Source organism: Symmachiella dynata (assembly GCF_007747995.1).
Taxonomy (GTDB): Bacteria; Planctomycetota; Planctomycetia; order Planctomycetales; family Planctomycetaceae; genus Symmachiella; species Symmachiella dynata.
The window spans coordinates 4,678,340-4,697,298 of record NZ_CP036276.1; the positions used below are offsets into that span (position 1 = coordinate 4,678,340).

Consider the following 18,959-nt stretch of genomic DNA (forward strand, 5'->3'; position numbering starts at 1 on the left):
GACGCATCACTGCTGTTCGTCATTATCGTGATTTGGTGGCTTGGCAGAAAGCAATGGACATCGTGGAGGCTGTCTATCGAGCGACTTCGACTTTCCCGGCTGACGAACGATTTGGACTCACTCAACAATTGCGGCGAGCCGTGGTCTCGGTGCCATCCAATATCGCCGAAAGACAAGGGAGAAAATCGACAAACGAGTTCATTCATTTTCTCTCGATTGCCAAAGGCTCACTCTGCGAAGTCGAAACACAACTGATCATTGCTCAACGACTGGGATATCTACAAAACGAACTGCTGGATCAGCTACTCACCCAATCAGATGAAGTCGGCCGGATCATGAATGGCCTAACAAGATCCCTGGCGAAAAAAACGAAACCACAGATCCTATGACCTTTTTATTCCTCCAACCCAATGCTCTAAAGCGGACCTTAAAAGTCTGGCCACTGGCCACCGGCCACTGGCCACTAACCTTGCTTCTCACAGCCCACTGCCTACTGCCGACGAGCTTGCACGCTGATCCCCCCTCCGTCTCCTACATCTTCCCCGCCGGGGGGCAACGCGGGACGTCGGTGGCGTTTCATGTGGGGGGGCATTATTTGCATGAAGTTTGTCCGTTTGATATGTTGGGCCCGGGCGTGAAGGCGACGCCGCTTTTGCATCGTGCGCCGCATACGACTTGGTTTGAGGGGCCGTTGGTTCCCAAACCGTATTCCTCGAAAAGTGAGGACTACCCGAAAGACCAAGCCGGGGCGGTCAGTATTGCTCCCGATGCGCCGCTGGGAGTTCGCCGCTATCGTGTCTGGACGTCGCAAGGGGTGATTCCCACGATGAAATTTGTCATCGGCGAGTTTCCAGAAATAGTCGAAAAGGAAATCGACGGCCAACCGCTACCGACGCCTGTCGATCTTCCCGTCACCATCAATGGACGAATTTTCCCCCGCGAGGATGTTGACACCTGGACCTTCACCGGAAAAGCGGGCCATGGGTATACCTGCGAAGTCATGGCAGCCCGAATCGGCTCGCCACTCGATTCCCGTTTAGAAATCATCGGCCCCGAGGGGCGCCCGATTGCTGAAAATGTCGACGGCAAGGGAACCGACTCCTTGGTGCAATTCACGGCACCAGTCGACGGTGAGTATCAAGTCAAAATCCACGACATCAATTTCGCTGGGTTGCAACACTACGTCTATCGTTTGACAATTAACGACGGCCCGGTAATCAACGACGTTTTTCCTTTGGGCGGGCGACGTGGAGAGACGGTTTCGGTGGAACTCAACGGCGTCAACATCGCCGCCCCTAACGCGACGTTGCAGATGCCCACCACAACGGAGGCGACTTACACACATCAATTTACGAGTGATGGAAAAGCCACCAATCCGATCACTTTCGAATTGAGTGACCTGCCCGAATTCATCGAATATAAAACTAATCCTAACGATGCCCCGCCGGGGTTACCCGCGGTATTCAACGGTCGGATTCAAACGGCCGGGGAAACGGACCGTTGGACATTTCGTGCTGGGCCAGGGCAGGAATTCATCTTCGATCTACGGGCCTCTCGATTGGAATCGCGGCTCGATTCTGTGTTGTCGCTCGAAGACAGCAACGGAACGGTGTTGGCGGAAAACGACAATCTCGCCGCTGATCAAACAGACTCGCAATTGCGTCATACGTTTACCACCGAAGGCATCTACACAGCGGTGATTCGTGAACGGACCCCGCGCCGCGGTGGTGCGGGGTTCGCCTATCGGTTACATGTCGCCCCGCCCGTGACGGCAGCGCCCGATTTCCAACTGCAATTTTCCGCTGACTCGCTGACGTTGGTGCGCGGTACAGAAGCAGCATTCAAAGTCACTGCCCTCCGCAGCGGAGGTTGCGACGGGCCGATTGAATTATCGTTCGCTGATTTGCCAGCGGGGGTAACGGTTTCTGAAACGACGATCCCCGCCAACAAGTCGGAAACGCAGGTCAAATTCAAAGCGGACGACACGGCGAAAATCGATGTCCACCGCTTGACGGTCACCGGCACCTGCAAGGTTGGCGAAAAGACGATACTGCAACAGGCAACAACGACCGAAGCACCGGAGCTGGATCATCTGCTGCTCGCCGTGGCCATGCCGACGCCGTTTAAGGTGATCGGTGCCTTCGAAACCAATTACGTCTCTCGCGGTGCGACATATTTTCGGCACTACACACTCGATCGCGGCGGATTCGAGGGACCGCTGACGATCAGTCTGGCCGACCGGCAGATCCGGCATTTACAAGGAGTCACGGGACCGGAGATCATTGTACCCGCCGGTGAAACGGAGTTCGATTACAACATCAAACTCGCACCGTGGATGCAACCGGCGCGGACGGCTCGCATCGTTGTGATGGCTGTCGGCGTTGTCACCGACAGCGACGGGACCCAGCACAAGGTTTGTTATACGTCTAACACCGCCAACGACCAGATCATCATGATGGTCGCTACCGGTGAGTTGAGCGTTGACGTCTCACCGAAGTCCATCCTTGCAGCACGGGGACGGGCCGCTCCATTGCAGGTCAAAATCGGCCGCGGCCAGTCGATAACCAGTCCAATCACATTGCAATTGATCATCCCCGCTCACGTGCGCGGTATTACCGCCGAGAAGGTCACTTTACCAGCCGACATCGAAGAGGTTGAGCTACCGATCCAATTTGCCGACGACGCATTGGGGCCGTTCAATATGCCGCTACGGGTCCGCGCAACCGCACGAGTAGACGGCCAACCGTATACCGCGGAAGATCAGTTCGAGATACTGCCCGATCGTGCGCAGCAATAGTCGATCCCGGTTGTGCTTCGCCATTTTCTAGAATATCCTGATCTATAACGTGTTCGAAACGGTTCGCGATCTTTTTCACTTGTCATTTAGGCAGCCGATGAACAGTTTACACAGCCACGAGGGCCGTATGATTCGCTCGCAAGACCACTGGCGAACCGCAGCCGCAATGTGTCTGCTAATCCTGATGTTCGCCATCGTTCCGAACATAGCACAAGCCGACGATGCGATCCCTACGGTCGACTTTGATCGGCAGATCGCCCCGCTACTCGCCAGTCGTTGTCTCGACTGTCATAACGGGACCGAATCAAAATCGGGCCTGAACCTGGCACAATCTAAAACAGCAATGGCTGGTGGCGATTCGGGTGAGGTGATCGTTCCCGGCAGTCTGGAAGACAGCTTGCTGTGGGACTACGTCTCCACCGATCAGATGCCGCCCAAAAAGCCGCTGACGGACAAGGAGAAAGCGCTGATTAAAGCTTGGATTGAAGGAGGCGCGAAATGGGGCCGTGATCCGATCGATCCCTTTCGCTATACCACCACCTCCCGCGCGGGTTACGACTGGTGGTGCCTGCAACCGGTTAACAAACCCAAATTGCCCGATGCCGATGGCAGTCTTCCGATCGATCAGTTCATCCACAAAAAATTGGCGGAGAAAAACTTAACTCCCGCACCGGTGGCTGATCGTCGCACGTTGATTCGTCGGCTGTCTTTTGATCTGTTGGGACTGCCCCCTGCGCCCGAAGAAGTCGACGCTTTCGTCGCTGATGACTCGCCGGACGCCTACGCGAAATTAGTCGAACGGTTATTGAATTCCCCGCATTACGGCGAACGTTGGGCGCGGCATTGGTTGGACGTGGTGCGTTACGGTGAAAGCGCCGGGTTTGAACGGGACGCACTGCGCGATAATTTTTGGGCCTATCGCGACTGGGTCGTCCAAGCCTTCAACGCGGACATGCCCTACGATGAATTCACGCGTCTGCAGTTGGCCGGCGATGTGCTACGGCCCGACGATTCCACCGCCCTGGCCGCCACTGGTTTTTTGGTGGCCGGTGCCTATGACGAAGTGGGACAAAAGCAACAAAGCGCCGCGATGCGGGCCGTCGTCCGGCAGGACGAATTGGAAGACATGGTCAGCGTCGTCAGCCAAACTTTTTTGGGACTGACCGTCAATTGCGCCCGCTGCCACGATCACAAATTCGATCCGATCTCGCAAGCTGAATATTATCAGATGACCTCGGCGCTCGCCGGGGTACACCACGGCAAACGAGATTTCCAGCCTGAGGCCTTATTCAGCGATTACGACCAGCGTTTGCAACAACTTGACAGCCAGCTGACTGCCTTGAATACCCGACGCGAGCAACTGGTGGCCCCCATTCGTCAACGCATCCTAGCCCGTCGCAAACAAGAGCAAAATAACACCACGCCCCCAGAGCCATTCGCTGAATGGCTGTTCGAAGGCGACCTGCGAGACAGTCGTGGCGAATTGCACGGGACAGCGCATGGCACTGCTGTCGTCACCGACGGCCGGTTAGTGCTTGACGGCGAGACCGCTTACGTGGCGACCGTCCCCCTAGCGACCCATCTTTCCGGCAAGACTTTGGAAGCCTGGGTCTCTCTGGCTGATCTCGATCAACGCGGCGGCGGCATCCTGAGTGTGCAAACCCTCAACGGCAATTCATTCGATGCCATTGTCTACGGCGAACGTCAATCGAGACACTGGCTGGCCGGAAGCAATAACTTCTCGCGCACCGCTGACTTTCGTGGGACGCAAGAAACCGCCAATCCCGACGAGTGGGTGCACGTAGCGATCGTATACCGCGAAAATGGAACGATTGTCGGTTACCGCAATGGCCAGCCCTATGGCACGGCGTATCAAAAACCAGGTCCGGTGCAGTTTCTTCCCGAAGCCACGCAAGTCTTGTTTGGGTTGCGGCACGGTTCCCCCGGCGGAAACCGGATGTTCAAAGGTTCCATTGATCGCGCTCGGTTGTACGATCGCGCGCTGAGTCACGCCGAAGTCGCTGCTTCGGCCGGTGTCAAAAATATCACGATCGAAAATTCCGAAATCCTAGCCGCCGCCGATACGCAGCTCCGCGCGGAGCTGGACAAAATTGATTTTGAATTGTCGAATCTGCGTAGCCAGGCAAAACGATATCGCAGTAACAAAATCTATTCCAACGTTCCCAGAAAAGCGGACACGGTCCACGTGCTTCGTCGCGGCAACCCCGCAAAACCTGCTGAATTGGTTTCCGCCTCCGGCATCGCCTCGACTGGGACCGAATCGGCGGATTTCCAGCTAAAACCTGATGCGCCCGATGCGGACCGCCGCAGTAAGTTGGCCGAGTGGATCACCGATCCGCAGAACCCGCTCTTTGCCCGCGTGATCGTCAACCGGGTCTGGCACTACCATTTCGGCTCCGGTCTGGTGGAAACGCCCAACGATTTTGGCTTCAACGGCGCGCGGCCGTCGCATCCCGAATTGATCGACTGGTTGGCGGCCGATTTGATCGAACATGGCTGGAGTTTAAAACACCTACACCGCCGGATCCTCATGTCGGCGACTTACCGGCAATCCTCACAACGCAATCCCGCCGCTGCTGCGATCGATGGCAACAATCGCCTGCTGTGGCGAAAATCGCCGACGCGGCTGGAAGCTGAAGATGTCCGTGATGCAGTGCTGTCAATTTCCGGACAACTCAATCCCCAAATCGGCGGCCCCGGTTACCATGACTTCACCACCTACGTCCACAACGCGCAATTTTATGATATGCGCGATCCTGTCGGCGCCAGTTTCAATCGCCGCAGCTTATATCGCACGTGGGTTCGTTCGGGACGTAATCATTTTCTTGACGCATTTGATTGTCCCGACCCCTCGACCAAAACACCCACCCGCGCCGTTACCACCACGCCGCTGCAGGCGCTGGCGATGATGAACAATTCGTTCGTGCTCCGCATGTCCGACCAGTTGGCGGCGCGATTGACCCATGAGTTCGGTGAGGCCCCGGCGGATCAGATCCGCGGAGCTACGCGTTTGGCTTTCGGTCGTTTGCCGGCGGATGAGGAAATCACCGTCGGCGCCGCTTTCATCAAAGAGCACGGTTTGCCCGCCTATTGCCGCGTTCTGTTTAATAGCAACGAGTTTCTCTATGTCGATTAATAACGCACAGCCCTCGCGGCGCGATTTCTTTTCCTGGTCCGCTGCCGGCATTGGCGCCGTGGCGCTGACCGATCTATTGGCCCGCGACGGCGCCTTGGCTGATGAGTCAGGCAAACCGCCCGGACCGATTCAACATCATCCTGCGGCGGCGCGGCGGGTGATTCATATTGTGCTCAACGGCGGACTCAGCCAGGTCGATTCGTTCGACCACAAACCGGCGCTGGAACAATGGAACGGCAAACCGCTCGATAGCGAAGAACGCCCCGATGTCTTCTTCGGCAAGGTCGGCAACCTGCGGAAAAGCGATTGGCAATTCGCGCCGCGTGGTGAAAGCGGACTGTTGATTTCCAATCTGTTTCCGCATCTCGCCGAGATGGCGGACGAATTAACGGTCATCCGTTCCATGACAGCGGAAACCTCGAACCACACGCCCGCCACGTTTCAAGAACACACCGGCTTTCGCCTCAACGGCTTTCCGGTCATGGGAGCATGGCTGTCGTATGGACTGGGGAGCGAATCGGACGACCTGCCCGGCTTTGTGGTGATCCCCGACACCCGCGGGGTACCCGCCGGCGGCAGTATCAATTGGACCAACGGCTTTTTGCCGGTCCGTCATCAAGGGACCACGCTACGCAGCACCGGCACCGCCATCGACGATCTGTTTCCCGCGCGGCCGGTCAGCGCCACGACCGAACAGGCCAGTCGCGAATTGTTGGAGACCTTGAACCGTCGGCATTTAGCGTCCCGCGACGGCAACGACGAATTGGCTGCGCGGATGCGGAGTTACCAATTGGCCGCCAAGATGCAATTGGCCGTGCCGGAAGTCTCCGCCCTGGAATCGGAAAGTCAGCACACCCAAGAGATGTACGGCCTGGGGGGCAAAGAGACCAACGATTTCGGCCGTAGCTGTCTGCTCACGCGACGGTTGCTGGAGCGGGGGGTGCGGTTTGTGCAACTCTTTTCCGGCGGCGCGTTCGGCAGTCCGCGGATCAATTGGGACGGCCATGAAGACATGGTCCGCAACCACACCCGCGAAGCGACCCGCATCGACCAACCGGTCGCCGCCCTGCTCCGCGACCTCAGGCAACGAGGCCTGTTGGATGACACGCTCGTGCTGTTCACCAGCGAATTCGGCCGCACCCCCTTCACCCAATCCGACGCCGGCGTGCTCGGCCGCGGCCGCGACCACAACCAATACGGCTTCTCCGTCTGGATGGCCGGCGGCGGCCTGAAACACGGCATCGCCCACGGCGCCACCGACGAATTCGGCCTGCGTTCGGTAGAAAACATCGCCACCTGGCACGACTTCCACGCCACCGTGCTGCATCTATTGGGAATCAACCATGAACGCCTGACGTACTACAACAACGGCATCGACCGACGGTTGACGGACGTGTCGGGGGAAGTGATCGAGGATGTTTTGGGTTAGTGCCCGTTGCACTATTGCGTAACGGAGTGAGCGCGGCAAAGTAAACTAAAGTCTTCCATACGTTCCCGGTTACGGTAGTCGTCATGTTGCAATAGCGAGGGTCACCCAGAATGATTCACGACCCATCGCACCACGACATCATTGAGCGATTGAAAGCCCAAGCGGCTTCTGCGAGCCCGCTTGCTGACAGGGGTTTTTCTGGGTGGTGGCATGACCCGGATTCGTATCTCTTACCTCCCGCATCTGACGAATTAATTACCGCGACAGAGGCGGAACTTGGATTCGCTCTACCTCCGCTGCTGAAAACCATCTACCGCGAAGTTGGCAATGGCGGGCAGCTCCTGGGGCCCGGATTGTTTGGACTTCCCGGCGGTTATGATACCAAGAACGGCCAAAACATCGTTTCAAGCTCCAGGGCGATGGCCAGCATGCTTGCATGGTGGGAGCAATTCGTCGTCATTTGCGATCGCGGGTGCTCCATGTGTTCGTGTATTGACTGTACGGACGATGATTTCGCTGTTTATCGCTGGGATGGCAATACCCTCGATGAGCAAACTGCGGTCGATGAACCGAACGACGACATCTGGGAACTCGAAGCGAACACCTTTGATGAGTGGATTGTTGAAGAGGTACAAGCTTTCGAGTCAAAGATCGATTCTTCAGTCCAACCAGCAGGACCCCAGTCTTACAATCGCAAGCGTCGTTGGTGGCAGTTCTGGTGATGCGCCGTGACAGCCAAGTAAGTCCGATTGCGCCGGCCGCTGTTTCACGGTGACCGCGGCGACTTTGGTTATACCCGAAGTTAGTTGCTATCGACACAAATTCAAAAAACGAATGCCGTAAGCATGCGAACAGCCTCTCTGCCGCCGAACATCTAGCGCATGCAATATTTCTACCAGAATTTCCACCACGCTTTGCGACGTCGATCACTAGATTTGAGCTTGGCGATATGTTGCGAAATCTGCGCGTTTGCCTTTGCCAGGCCAGCTTGAGTTGGTGAATCAAGGAAGACGATGTTCGGAGTGGTCTCAAGGTTTTCAAATTGGGAGCCTTTGTAAAGCATCTCGTTTATTGCGTATACTTCTGCGGCCATGGATCCAAAGTGAGTGAGAGATGCGCCCGCATCATGGTAATGGCCGATTGAATCTTGTGCCGCAAGAAAGTAAGGCTCCTCATCAAGTAACCCTTGTTCAATGACATTTCCGTGTCGGTCAAAACCGAAGTATTCGTTGGTGAATTTTACTCCAGTCTCTGCAAAAATGAATCGGCCGCAAACGATCTGAGCGAATATGTAGGCTCGAGCAAGAACATGCTGAGGAGCTTCGTATTGGTTCAGTTCGCCAAATATATCTTCAACAGAAAATGGTGGAGGCGTATCTGCGATCAAATCCAAGACGATCTGCACAGCGTCTTGCGGAGACAAATTGGTGGGGTTGCCAGAACTCACTATAGTGACCTTCAGGGTATAAGTTGGTAATAATAATGGTTAGCTCCGTAGGGCCGGTTGCAACGGTCGAGATTTACCGGTGGCCCCGCGTGCTTGGGGGATACTACCGTCATATCCCGCGCTCTTTCCGTCCGGCACAGCCGGACCACTACTGTTTCGACGACTTGATTCCTTGACCTAGGGGAAAACCAATTTCTGCCAATGCTCGCCAAATGGTCACGGCGACGTTCCGGGATCGTTGTTGGGCTTCATCTCAGCTTGCAGCTCGAATTGCCCATCACGTTCGACCATTGTCATGTAATCAATTGAATTGAGCCGTGTTAGGCCTTTCCCTTGCGTTGTGAGTAGCTTGTATCCCGCGTGATAGAAGGTCAGTTCTCCACGTACCGTTCCGAACAATAATCGACGCGGTCCGACAACTTGAAAAATGAGGTAGGGCCGCCCATCAAGTTCGGTGGTACGGCAATCTGTAATTTTAAGCGGTTGTTTGACGGAAAGTTTCATCGCACGGGTGCCACTGGCGAAGCCAGTGTATTGACGGGCTTGCAGAGATTGGAATCAGCAGGGAAAAGCTAGTGCCACCTTACGCCGAAACATTGGCGACCTCAACTGGACTTCGAGACAATCTAAACATCCCGCCCCCCAATCTCCCCAAAGCTTTGCATTCCGCCTGCTTCCATTTGTCGATAAATCTCTGCAAGTTCTCTGTTGGGGCTGCAACGTGATTCGTGAAACCCAGCCCAATTGGGAAACCGGATCAGTGCTTCGTTCCAGTAATCCTCATAATCCTCGTCGATATCATTTAAAATAACTGAAGTACGATATCGGAACACAAAACGCAGGCACCAGAAATCACGAGGGCGAAAGTTAGTAAGTGGCGGTCGTTCGTCCGTCCACCACAGCGCATCTGAAAGTAGATCATAAGAGATTTCTGCATCGCTCTGAAACGTCATTGCATTCATGGCTGTGGAAATCTTTTTGAAATCGCTGAGGTAAGAGTTCATACGACTCCCATTGTGTAATTCGAATGTAATTTCGAAAACAGGGTATTTCCGCCGGGTACCACTGCTGGCTTGTTTAGCAGTCCCGTAGGGCCAGTTGCACCAGCCGCTTTTTGCCGGCGGCCAAGGGAAACCTTCTGTCATATCCCGCACCGTTTTCGTCCGGCACAGTCAGACCTACGCAATCGCGTTCAACTCCTGGTTTTGTCCGATTCCCTGTAGGATGAAATTAGATCACCCTCGGTCGTAAATTCTGCATGCCACGGGCTAGCCTCTGCGAATCCTCGCCCCACAACGACCACACGTTCTCCGGTTTTGGGGTGAGCAAACTCTTCGGTGTTCGGCAGTACAATGATGTCGGTTGATCCACAGTGTAGACATTTTGCTGGAGACCTGCGATGTTGCCGCCATTCGATTCGCTTTCTAGTTTCCGCGATAAGATCGTTGATCGGAGTACCGATGAAGGCGAATTTCCTCATATTTTCTTCATCAGGGTCCAGCAATTCTTTAAGCTCTGCCTCTAATTCAGCCAATGATTGAACCCATTCGGCCATGTCAATTCGCTCACAGACCGGACACCAGCATTCACATTGGCGGACATGCAATCGCGAACCATCTAGCAAACGGTAGTCCAAGTACGCTGAATAAATTGCGTACGCATCCTTGGAATCCGAATCAGGGAATGTGTATTGCGTGTAGCCTCTACCCATCGGACTTGATAACAAAACTTGTGATAATATTTTACGGTTACGTCAGGCCGGTTGTACCGGCTGCTGTTTATCGGTGACCCGGGTGCGCACTCCTGAAAACCTTCCGATTAGAAATCCTATTTTCCGCTGTTTACAATCACTTCCGACAACAGTTCTTCCACGTGTTTTTCTCGCGATCCTCTTTTGTTGTTCGACTTCCGTCCATCATTGTTTTTGGATCGCACGACAGGGAACGCTATTTTGAAGCATGGCACCAATCATCTCCCAAGTTACCCACCCTTCATTCAGTATAATCCGGGGAAATGACGCATGAAACATCCGGCTTGGTTGGTTGAAGCCAAACAGCACTGGGAAGATGATCGTGGATATGACGCTGGTCGCCTGATTTGCGAGCATATTTCTCCGCAAGTTCAGCCTCTCTGGGGGGGACGTATCCTCTGTTTTATGATGCAGCGGGCTAAAGTTTCTGATCCGGTCCTCGATTGCGTGAAACGATTATCTATGACCCCTTCCGAATGGGGAAATGGTCATGACGTTTTCACTAAAGTGAGAGAAGTCACTCTCCAACATGACAAACTATCAAAAGAATCGTCGGCGGATGAAACACTATCATGGATACTCGCGGTTGCAGAGCAGACAGCCAAGGTGAGCTACAATGCAACATTTCCTCAAGATGAATTCGATGATGATTCGGCAGCATGGATTATTGCATGCCTTCGTGGATTTGCTTCGGTCATGAATGAGTACTGTTTTTACGAGGAAGCGTGGCAGGTTGCTTGCGACGGAGTCGAACTATCATAGTTGACCTGTCCCCATAAATGACACTAGTGCCGGAGGGCCGGTTGTACCGTCCGCTGTTTGTCAGTGGAACCACGTGCTGGGGGAATTCTACCATCGGTTCCCGCGCTCTTATCCTCCGACAGAGCCGGACTTACTTCGCTCCTTTACCTTTCGCCGGTTTGGCCAATTGAATTCCATTGAGATAGTAGGAGGAAAACATGGCAATCTGCTTTCCATCTTTTTTATGGAAAACTTCAACCGCCATTGTCGCTCCGTTCCCCGACCAAACAGAGACTCGTTCTCCATCAACCGTGATCTGTATGTAATTCCAGAAAGGGCCCCCGCTGCCTCCTAGGCTCGGGATTAGTCCTCGCCTTAACACCTGCTTCCAAACCAGTTTTCCAGTTTTCATCTTCAAGCAATAGATGAGATATGGGGTCCCAGGGTACTCCGTCCCACATTGAAATCCCACGACACAAATATCATCGCGAATTACTGCTGCAACGGCGCCATCCTCTTCTGCATCCCATTTCTCACCAGTTTGCAACCCGCAAAAGTCACTTTTCTTGAGGGTAATCTTCTTCGCCCCTTGCTCCACTTCCAGCCCGTCGGGCGACTGCACAACGTTGTCGACACCGCTGAATTGCCAACCGGTCTTATCGCCTTTCCACAAATTCCTGAAATGGCGGCTAATAAATCCGACTCTACCATCATCGCTTATGACTCCACGTCGCACCCCCTTGGACCACCAGTCCGGGGGGCGAACGCCGACTCGACCAGCAACGAAGCCAAGAAAAGTGTTCGCTTTTTTGCCGATGCGTCCTTCAGCCACCAAGTCCCTCATTCGGATCCATTCGATCGCGAGAGCGAGGGTGTTATCCTCCAGATGTGTCGATTCAGGATCACTTTTTTGAACTTTCTTATGCAACGCGGCCAAAAAATCGGCATCCAATTCTTGATGCATCATTTCATCGCATTCAACTCCTGCGAACTGAAAGAAAGCCACTGAAAGCAGCATTGCATGGATCATTTGTGAGCACCATTTGTCCTTTCGCAATTTCCTAGAGAGTGACGAACACTCGTTTTTTTGTGGCCATCCCCTCAGCCAGGTTTGGCTTAGGGACAGCATAACCAATTGAAATCACACCGGGCATCCCAATCCCCACCCGCCGCAATAAACACCCCACCATTGTTTTCGCAATTGCGTTGCAATAAACTGCTTACCGCTCTTGACCAACAGTTTCGACCACATCTTCCACAGCTTTCACAATGTTCGCCCGTTTCCTGCTGATTTTGGTACTGCTCCTCATCGCTCCGGGCGGCTTTGCGCATCCATTGGCTGCATTGGCGAGTGAGCAAACGGTTGCGACCGACGTGGCTGAGGCGCCGGTTAATGCGGCTGATGGCAATCCGAGTCCGTTGAAAGCAGCCGCTTGGCATTACATTTTGCTAGTCATGTATTGCGGGATGATTGTCTGTGCCTCGTTATTCGGCGGTTGGTTGCCGTCGATGATTCATCTCTCGCATACCCGGATGCAATTGATTATCAGCTTTGTTGGCGGACTGATGTTGGGGATCGGTTTGTTGCACCTGTTGCCCCATTCGGCCCACGAGTTGGGTTCAGTCAATCGCGCCGCCCTTTGGATGTTGGCCGGTGTGATGGCCATGTTCATTTTGATTCGCACCTTCCACGTGCATCACCACGGTCCCGTCGAAATGCCGCCGGAATTGCAAAACAATCCGGCATCCGTCGCACACGCACACCATGACCACGACCACGATCATGACCACAATCACAGCGACCACCGCGAACCGAGCTATTACCAAAGCTGCGAACATACGCATCAACTCAGTTGGCTGGGGATCACATTAGGCCTAGCGCTGCATACGCTGATCGACGGCATTGCATTGGCCGCCAGCGTGCAGGCGGATTCGGAACGGATTAAGACGTTTTCGCTCTTGGGTGTCGGCACCTTCCTCGCAATACTATTGCACAAGCCGCTTGATGCTGTGTCGATCACCTCACTGATGGCGGTCGGCGGTTGGTCGCCGCGTTGGCGGAACATCGTCAACGGCGGGTTTGCCATGATGTGTCCGTTGGGGGCGGTGTTGTTTTTGTTTGGCGTGCGTCAATTCGGCGATTCGCAACAACAGATCGTGGGAAGCGTGTTGGCATTTTCGGCCGGTGTGTTTATCTGCATCGCTTTGAGCGACCTATTGCCGGAGATGGAATTCCACTCCCACAACCGAGCGCAACTTTCGCTCACCTTAGCGGCCGGTATCGGCTTGGCTTGGGGACTGACATTTTTATCACCAGTGCATTTGCACGCACCAACTCCTGCACCTGTTGCCGCACCAACGGTCATGATCGGCGAGCCACAGTTATCGCAGCCGTGACTCACATGGCGTATGGTACCGGTCCGGCGTTTTTAAGGCTGCAACAGTCCTCCGCACAAAAAGAAAACAAGGCCGCCACCGGTCGGCAAGCGATCGACCGATGCGACCTTGAAGATCACCCGCGCACGGCACGGACAATCGTTGGACGAGGACGCCGATATTTTTCACACAATCCCTTCTGAGCCGAATATTCTCAGGGGAGAAGACGTGTGTGAGATTGTCTTACCCACCTTGATATAAGCAATGACGAGTTTCGCTCAAAAAAATCACCACGATTTCTAAAAAAATCACAAATTCTTCAATTTCCGTCATTTTGAGCTACAAACTTTGCACAGCAACCCATTTGTATCTCGAAAGTCAGCGGACAATTGGCTTGTTTCGGGTCTAGAATTCCGGAATAAAACACTTAGAATGCAGCTGTGTAATTCCACGGTGTAATTCCAAAGTGTAACCCCACTGTGATTCTCATTCCCAAAAGCTGCTGCGCCATGACATACAATCGACTTCTGTGGCTGACAGTGCTGGTCTGGCTAACGGCCACAGCAACGGCGCAGGCGCAGCTGCCCGAACCGGCGCTGCCGAATCCCAAATATCCGTCGGTCCCCCCGCAGGTGGAAACGAGCGGACTAGAGTACATTACGCCGACTACCCAACGGGCCATTGACCGGGGACTGCGGTTTTTGTCGAAAAAGCAATCTGCGGATGGATCCTATGGCAGCGGTCCGCGCTATCGGCACAACGTGGCCGTCACAGCACTGTCTAGCATGGCATTTTTATCCGCCGGACACATGCCGAGCCGCGGACCGTATGGAGAACAAGTTGACAAGACAGTTGAGTTTCTCCTCCGCCACACCAAACCATCCGGGTTTATTTATGTCGAGGAGGGAGCGTCGCACGGCCCGATGTACGGCCATGGATTTGCGACCCTCTATCTGGCTGAAGTGTACGGCACAACGCCCCGCAAAGAGATCCGCGAAAAGTTATCACTGGCTGTAAACCTGATTGTGAATTCGCAAAACGATCAAGGGGGGTGGCGCTATGAGCCCAACAGCAAAGATGCTGACGTCTCAGTAACGGTCTGCCAGATCATGGCCCTGCGTGCGGCTCGGAACGCTGGTATTTTTGTTCCCAAGGATACGGTCGATCGTTGCATCAAATACGTCAAGGCCTGCCAAAACAACGACGGTGGATTCCGGTATCAGTTGAATCACAACCGAGACAGCCTGTTCCCCCGTTCGGCCGCAGGCGTGGTCGCACTGTATAGTGCGGGGGAGTATGAAGGCGCCGAGATCACCCGCGGTATTCAATATCTGCACCGACATCTGCCCCGTCCTGGGCGGGCACGCAACGTCGAATATTATTTTTACGGTAATTATTACGGCGTCCAAGCGATGTGGCATGCCGGCGGCGACCATTGGAAACGATGGTATCCCGCTGTACGTGACGACTTACTCATCCGTCAATCCGCCGATGGCAGTTGGGACAATACCTTGCAAAACCCCGAATACGGGACAGCGATGGCTCTATTGATCCTGCAGATGCCCAACAACTATTTGCCAATTTTCCAACGTTGATCCTCTACCGGTCATTTCCCCCCATGATGCGCCACCCCGGTTCGATGTCTGCTCTTCGCACCCTCTGCGGGTGGATCTTGCTTGTGACCGCTGCCATTCCGCTGCGCAGCAGTTTCGCTGAGGAGATGGTCTCCATCGAATCGGTCAACGGCACAACCTACACCGGTTCGCTGAGCGAGGTGACGGCTGAGCACGTTATCGTCGCGGGAAAATCTACAGAGACCATTCCGATTGCCGACGTCATTCGTATCGATTGGCCGGAGCGACGTGTGGCGAGTTTGAGTGGCCAAGATCTCGTGTTGCTAGCCAACGGCGACCGATTGGTCATGGACCCGGTGCAGACGGACAACGAAATTCTGCGAGCCAAGTGGCGCGAGTTTCCCGGTTTGCCACTCAGTTCCATTCCCTTGGAAATGGTCCAAGGCATCGCGTGGAAACTACCGCAAGACCGTGTTTCGCGCTCAGGAGTCATCACACGTTTGCTAAATTACTCCGCCAAGACGGACTTGCTCACTTTGCGAAACGGAAATTCGGTTGCCGGTGAATTCCTGGGGTTCAACGTGGACACCTTAAAATTGGAAACCGCCGCCGGACCGCTCGACATCGACCTGAAATCGCTGAATTCTCTATCCTTCAACCCTGAATTAATCGCCTTTCCCAAGTCGCAAGGAGTGCGTTTGATCGTCACTTTGATCGACGGAAGCCGATTCACGGCAACGCAATTTCAATACCTAGCCGACGCCGGCATGCAGTTCACCATGGCCTTCGGCGGCCAAGCGACATTTGCACTCGACCGCATCGCTGCGATGCAAGTCGTCGGTGGCCGTGCGGTCTATCTTTCGGATCTCAAACCGCGCGATTATACCTTTACCCCCTACCTGTCGCTCCGCTGGCCACTGCGAACTGATCGCAACGCAACCGGTGAATCGTTGCGCGTCGGGGGCCGCGAATATGCCAAAGGCTTGGGAACGCACAGCCAAGCGGAAATCACCTATGCCCTGGATGGAAACTACAGTCAGTTTCAAGCCGTTGTGGGAATCGACGATCATGCCGGGCGGGGAGGAAATGCGATTGCGGAGGTGCTGGTTGATGAGAAATTGGTCTGGACCAGTGACCCGCTCACTTCTGGTGGCCCACCGCAACGGATTGACTCCATTGACCTCTCCGGCGCTCAGGCACTGACCTTGCGCGTGCTATTCGGCCAACGCGGTGATGTGCAAGATCACGTCGATTGGTGCGACGCACTGCTGGTCAAACAACCCAAGTAGCGGTCATTGCGATTCGCGCATGTTTTCAAACTACGTTCTCGCAATTGCCTATCAGCGTCCCGGGAGTGCGAAGCTCCTGCTGAGCCGCATGCGGACGTTTCGTGTGGAAATAAGTGCGGATATCCCTAGCCGATGCAAGCGATCGTGCCGCCTATTCGACGGCGGCTTGCTGTCCCTCTTCCAGACGTGCCAGTACGATTTCCGCCATCAACGGATGCAGTCCCAGCGGAGGGCAGAGTTGAAATTGCGTGTTGGGGAATTCCTCTGCGAGTTGGCTACGGTGTTTCTGCAAATCCTCGACAACATGAACGCCTGCAGAAAGGAAATAGGGCATCATCAAGACTTCCGTCGCTCCGGCTGCGACACAGCTGCGGCCCCCTTGGTCGATCGTCGGTTCGGTGAGTTCCAGATAGCTGACTTCGATGATCGAATAGCGACCGATACGGCGAATATCGTCCGCCAGCAGGACAAGATCATGGTTCGCGGCGCTCCGCCGACTCCCATGCGCGATCAACAGTACGGCTACAGACATTGGTGACTCCATCTCGATCTGCTTGACGTAGCGACAGAACGTTTGGAGAATCAATCTCGCCCTGTTATGAAGGGTCCCCCGACCGCCGCCGTTTGTTTTATGATTATCGATTGAGTGGGGGCGTTTCTCAAGTTCACATATCGACAAAATCTATCCATAGCCCTCGAATTTCGTCGGCAAAGGAGCAACTCCGCGTGTCGTCAGATCCCAGCCAAATCGGCCCTTACCTCATTACTCAAAAAATCGGCGCGGGGGGTATGGGGACTGTGTACCTCGGACATCATACCGATTCACACAAGGTGGCGGCCGTTAAAGTCCTCCCGTCATCCATGGCGCGCGAAGCGGGATTCGTGGCACGATTCGAGCGAGAAATCGAATCGCTCAGACGACTTTCAAATCCGCACATTATCGAGCTGTTTGAAAGCGGGACCGACGACGACACTTATTATTATGCGATGGAATACGTCGACGGCGAAACGCTCGCCGATTTGATACGTCGCGAAAAACGTCTACCCTGGCGGCAGGTGGTCGATATCGGCATTCAAACCTGTTCGGCTCTCAAATCCGCGCATGACGCGGGTATCATTCATCGTGACTTGAAGCCGTCCAACTTAATGCTCACCGACGAGGGCGTCGTCAAATTGACCGATTTCGGCATCGCCCAGGTTTTCGCCACCAGCAAATTGACCGCGACCGGCGGAATTGTCGGCACTGCGGAATTCATGTCGCCCGAGCAGGCCGATGGACGCCGCGCCAGCAAGCAAAGCGATTTGTACTCGCTGGGAGCAGTCCTCTACGCGCTGGTCACAGGCCGTCCGCCGTTTTCCGGTTCCACCTCGTCGGAAGTGATCCACAAACACAAATACGGACAATTCGAACGTCCGTCGCTATTGGTGCCGGAAATCCCCAGTTGGTTGGAAGTCATCATCTGTCAGTTGTTGGAGAAGGAACCGGAGAAACGTTTCCCCGACGCCTATGTGCTCGCGCGGCAATTGGAACAAGTCCGCAAGCGTGTCGAACTTTCGATGCGGGACACGATCACCAGTCTGCCCTCGCAAGGCGACGTCGGTCCCACCATCGCCATCAGCCCCGAACCGGATTTCGGTGGCGCGACGATGATGAAGGACCTTGTGGGCCAAGAATTGGAACGTCTGCATGGCGAGCACCCGATTTCTGCGTTTTTTAATCGCACACCGGTGCTCATCCTCTCGTTGGTCCTAGTGATCGCCGGTGGATTTTTCTGGTTTCGCGATACCCAACTCCCCGCCGCCGAGCGTTTCGAAGCAGCCCGTGAAATCTTAGATGGAGCGGAAAGTGAACAGTGGCTGACGGCGGGTAAAGAGATGCAAGCCTTAATCGCCGAAGACCCCGACACCTGGCAGGACGAAGTCGCCCCCTATTTGGATAAGGTCGAACTGTACAAACTGAAAAACACCCTGGGACGAAAAGCCCGCAAAACCCTCCGCAAAGGTCCTAGCTCCGAGCCGGAACGGTTACTGCTCTTGGCGCAGAACCATCGCGAACAAGGAGATTTGGCTGCTGCGACCAAAGTCCTGGCGGCATTGACAACACTTCTCAACGAAAACCCTGATTATGCCGATCTCAACCAAGTCGGCGAACAACTTTTGGCGGAGATTTCTGCCGAACGGGAATCGATGGAGAACACAGAATCGATGCTGATCAGTGCTCTCGATCGCGCCGATCGTTTGCAGAAAGATGGAAACCGAGAAGGTGCCCGCCAAATTTGGTTGAGCGTCCTGGAACTCTATGAAAACGAAGCTGCCTTAAGGCCCTACACCGCCCGCGCCAGCGAGGGGCTCAAGGCCGAATCCCACTAAACTCACTCCTCCCTTGCCCCCTGCCTCAC

General features: G+C 54.6%; 16 protein-coding genes. 10 read left to right on the top strand and 6 right to left on the bottom strand.

Annotated elements, in window-relative coordinates; genetic code table 11:
• The first annotated feature begins 5 nt into the window (after window positions 1-5).
• From Mal52_RS17730 to Mal52_RS17750, 5 genes are all read left to right on the top strand, one after another.
• Window positions 6-389 carry a four helix bundle protein gene (locus Mal52_RS17730; RefSeq protein WP_145377657.1) on the top strand — a complete coding sequence of 128 codons (384 nt, stop codon included), beginning with the start codon at window positions 6-8 and terminating at the stop codon, window positions 387-389.
• Entirely contained in the window at window positions 386-2,797 is a 2,412-nt protein-coding gene (locus Mal52_RS17735) for a PPC domain-containing protein (protein ID WP_145377658.1), read from the top strand. Before Mal52_RS17730 ends, Mal52_RS17735 begins: the two co-directional genes overlap by 4 nt.
• A 127-nt stretch (window positions 2,798-2,924) precedes the next feature.
• Window positions 2,925-5,954, top strand: coding sequence for a DUF1553 domain-containing protein (locus Mal52_RS17740; RefSeq protein ID WP_197534292.1), 3,030 nt, complete (start codon window positions 2,925-2,927; stop codon window positions 5,952-5,954).
• A complete protein-coding gene (locus Mal52_RS17745; protein WP_145377659.1) occupies window positions 5,944-7,383 on the top strand; it encodes a DUF1501 domain-containing protein in 1,440 nt (479 codons plus the stop codon). The genes Mal52_RS17740 and Mal52_RS17745 overlap by 11 nt, the downstream gene beginning before the upstream one ends.
• Window positions 7,384-7,493: 110 nt before the next feature.
• Entirely contained in the window at window positions 7,494-8,105 is a 612-nt protein-coding gene (locus Mal52_RS17750) for an SMI1/KNR4 family protein (protein WP_145377660.1), read from the top strand.
• A gap of 170 nt (window positions 8,106-8,275) precedes the next feature.
• On the opposite strand, the gene Mal52_RS17755 is transcribed toward Mal52_RS17750, so the two are convergent.
• The 4 genes from Mal52_RS17755 to Mal52_RS17770 form a co-directional block, all read right to left on the bottom strand.
• On the bottom strand, window positions 8,276-8,830 hold the full coding sequence (locus tag Mal52_RS17755; protein WP_145377661.1) for a hypothetical protein: 555 nt from the start codon (window positions 8,828-8,830) through the stop codon (window positions 8,276-8,278).
• Between the two features lie 216 nt (window positions 8,831-9,046).
• Window positions 9,047-9,334, bottom strand: a complete 288-nt coding sequence (locus Mal52_RS17760) for a hypothetical protein (protein WP_145377662.1) — start codon at window positions 9,332-9,334, stop codon at window positions 9,047-9,049.
• A 122-nt stretch (window positions 9,335-9,456) separates the two neighbouring features.
• Entirely contained in the window at window positions 9,457-9,975 is a 519-nt protein-coding gene (locus Mal52_RS17765; RefSeq protein WP_145377663.1) for a hypothetical protein, read from the bottom strand.
• Between the two features lie 47 nt (window positions 9,976-10,022).
• Window positions 10,023-10,385 (bottom strand): hypothetical protein, encoded by a 363-nt coding sequence (locus Mal52_RS17770; protein ID WP_145377664.1) that lies wholly within the window; start codon window positions 10,383-10,385, stop codon window positions 10,023-10,025.
• Between the two features lie 465 nt (window positions 10,386-10,850).
• Here Mal52_RS17770 and Mal52_RS17775 point away from each other — a divergent pair, with 465 nt between their 5' ends.
• Window positions 10,851-11,342, top strand: coding sequence for a hypothetical protein (locus tag Mal52_RS17775; RefSeq protein ID WP_145377665.1), 492 nt, complete (start codon window positions 10,851-10,853; stop codon window positions 11,340-11,342).
• A gap of 130 nt (window positions 11,343-11,472) precedes the next feature.
• Here Mal52_RS17775 and Mal52_RS17780 read toward each other — a convergent pair whose 3' ends face one another.
• The gene (locus Mal52_RS17780) at window positions 11,473-12,351 is read right to left on the bottom strand and encodes a hypothetical protein (protein ID WP_145377666.1); all 879 of its coding nucleotides are present in this window, start codon (window positions 12,349-12,351) and stop codon (window positions 11,473-11,475) included.
• A gap of 239 nt (window positions 12,352-12,590) precedes the next feature.
• Here Mal52_RS17780 and Mal52_RS17785 point away from each other — a divergent pair, with 239 nt between their 5' ends.
• The 3 genes from Mal52_RS17785 (at window position 12,591) to Mal52_RS17795 (ending at window position 16,560) form a co-directional block, all read left to right on the top strand.
• Window positions 12,591-13,718, top strand: a complete 1,128-nt coding sequence (locus tag Mal52_RS17785; RefSeq protein WP_197534293.1) for a ZIP family metal transporter — start codon at window positions 12,591-12,593, stop codon at window positions 13,716-13,718.
• 488 nt (window positions 13,719-14,206) lie between these two features.
• Window positions 14,207-15,292, top strand: coding sequence for a prenyltransferase/squalene oxidase repeat-containing protein (locus Mal52_RS17790; RefSeq protein WP_145377667.1), 1,086 nt, complete (start codon window positions 14,207-14,209; stop codon window positions 15,290-15,292).
• An 83-nt stretch (window positions 15,293-15,375) separates the two neighbouring features.
• Window positions 15,376-16,560, top strand: a complete 1,185-nt coding sequence (locus tag Mal52_RS17795) for an NPCBM/NEW2 domain-containing protein (protein WP_197534294.1) — start codon at window positions 15,376-15,378, stop codon at window positions 16,558-16,560.
• A 151-nt stretch (window positions 16,561-16,711) separates the two neighbouring features.
• Here Mal52_RS17795 and Mal52_RS17800 read toward each other — a convergent pair whose 3' ends face one another.
• The gene (locus Mal52_RS17800) at window positions 16,712-17,092 is read right to left on the bottom strand and encodes a sirohydrochlorin chelatase (RefSeq protein ID WP_231962383.1); all 381 of its coding nucleotides are present in this window, start codon (window positions 17,090-17,092) and stop codon (window positions 16,712-16,714) included.
• 194 nt (window positions 17,093-17,286) lie between these two features.
• On the opposite strand from Mal52_RS17800, the gene Mal52_RS17805 reads away from it, so the two are divergent.
• Window positions 17,287-18,930 carry a serine/threonine protein kinase gene (locus tag Mal52_RS17805; RefSeq protein ID WP_145377670.1) on the top strand — a complete coding sequence of 548 codons (1,644 nt, stop codon included), beginning with the start codon at window positions 17,287-17,289 and terminating at the stop codon, window positions 18,928-18,930.
• The last annotated feature ends 29 nt before the right edge of the window (window positions 18,931-18,959 follow it).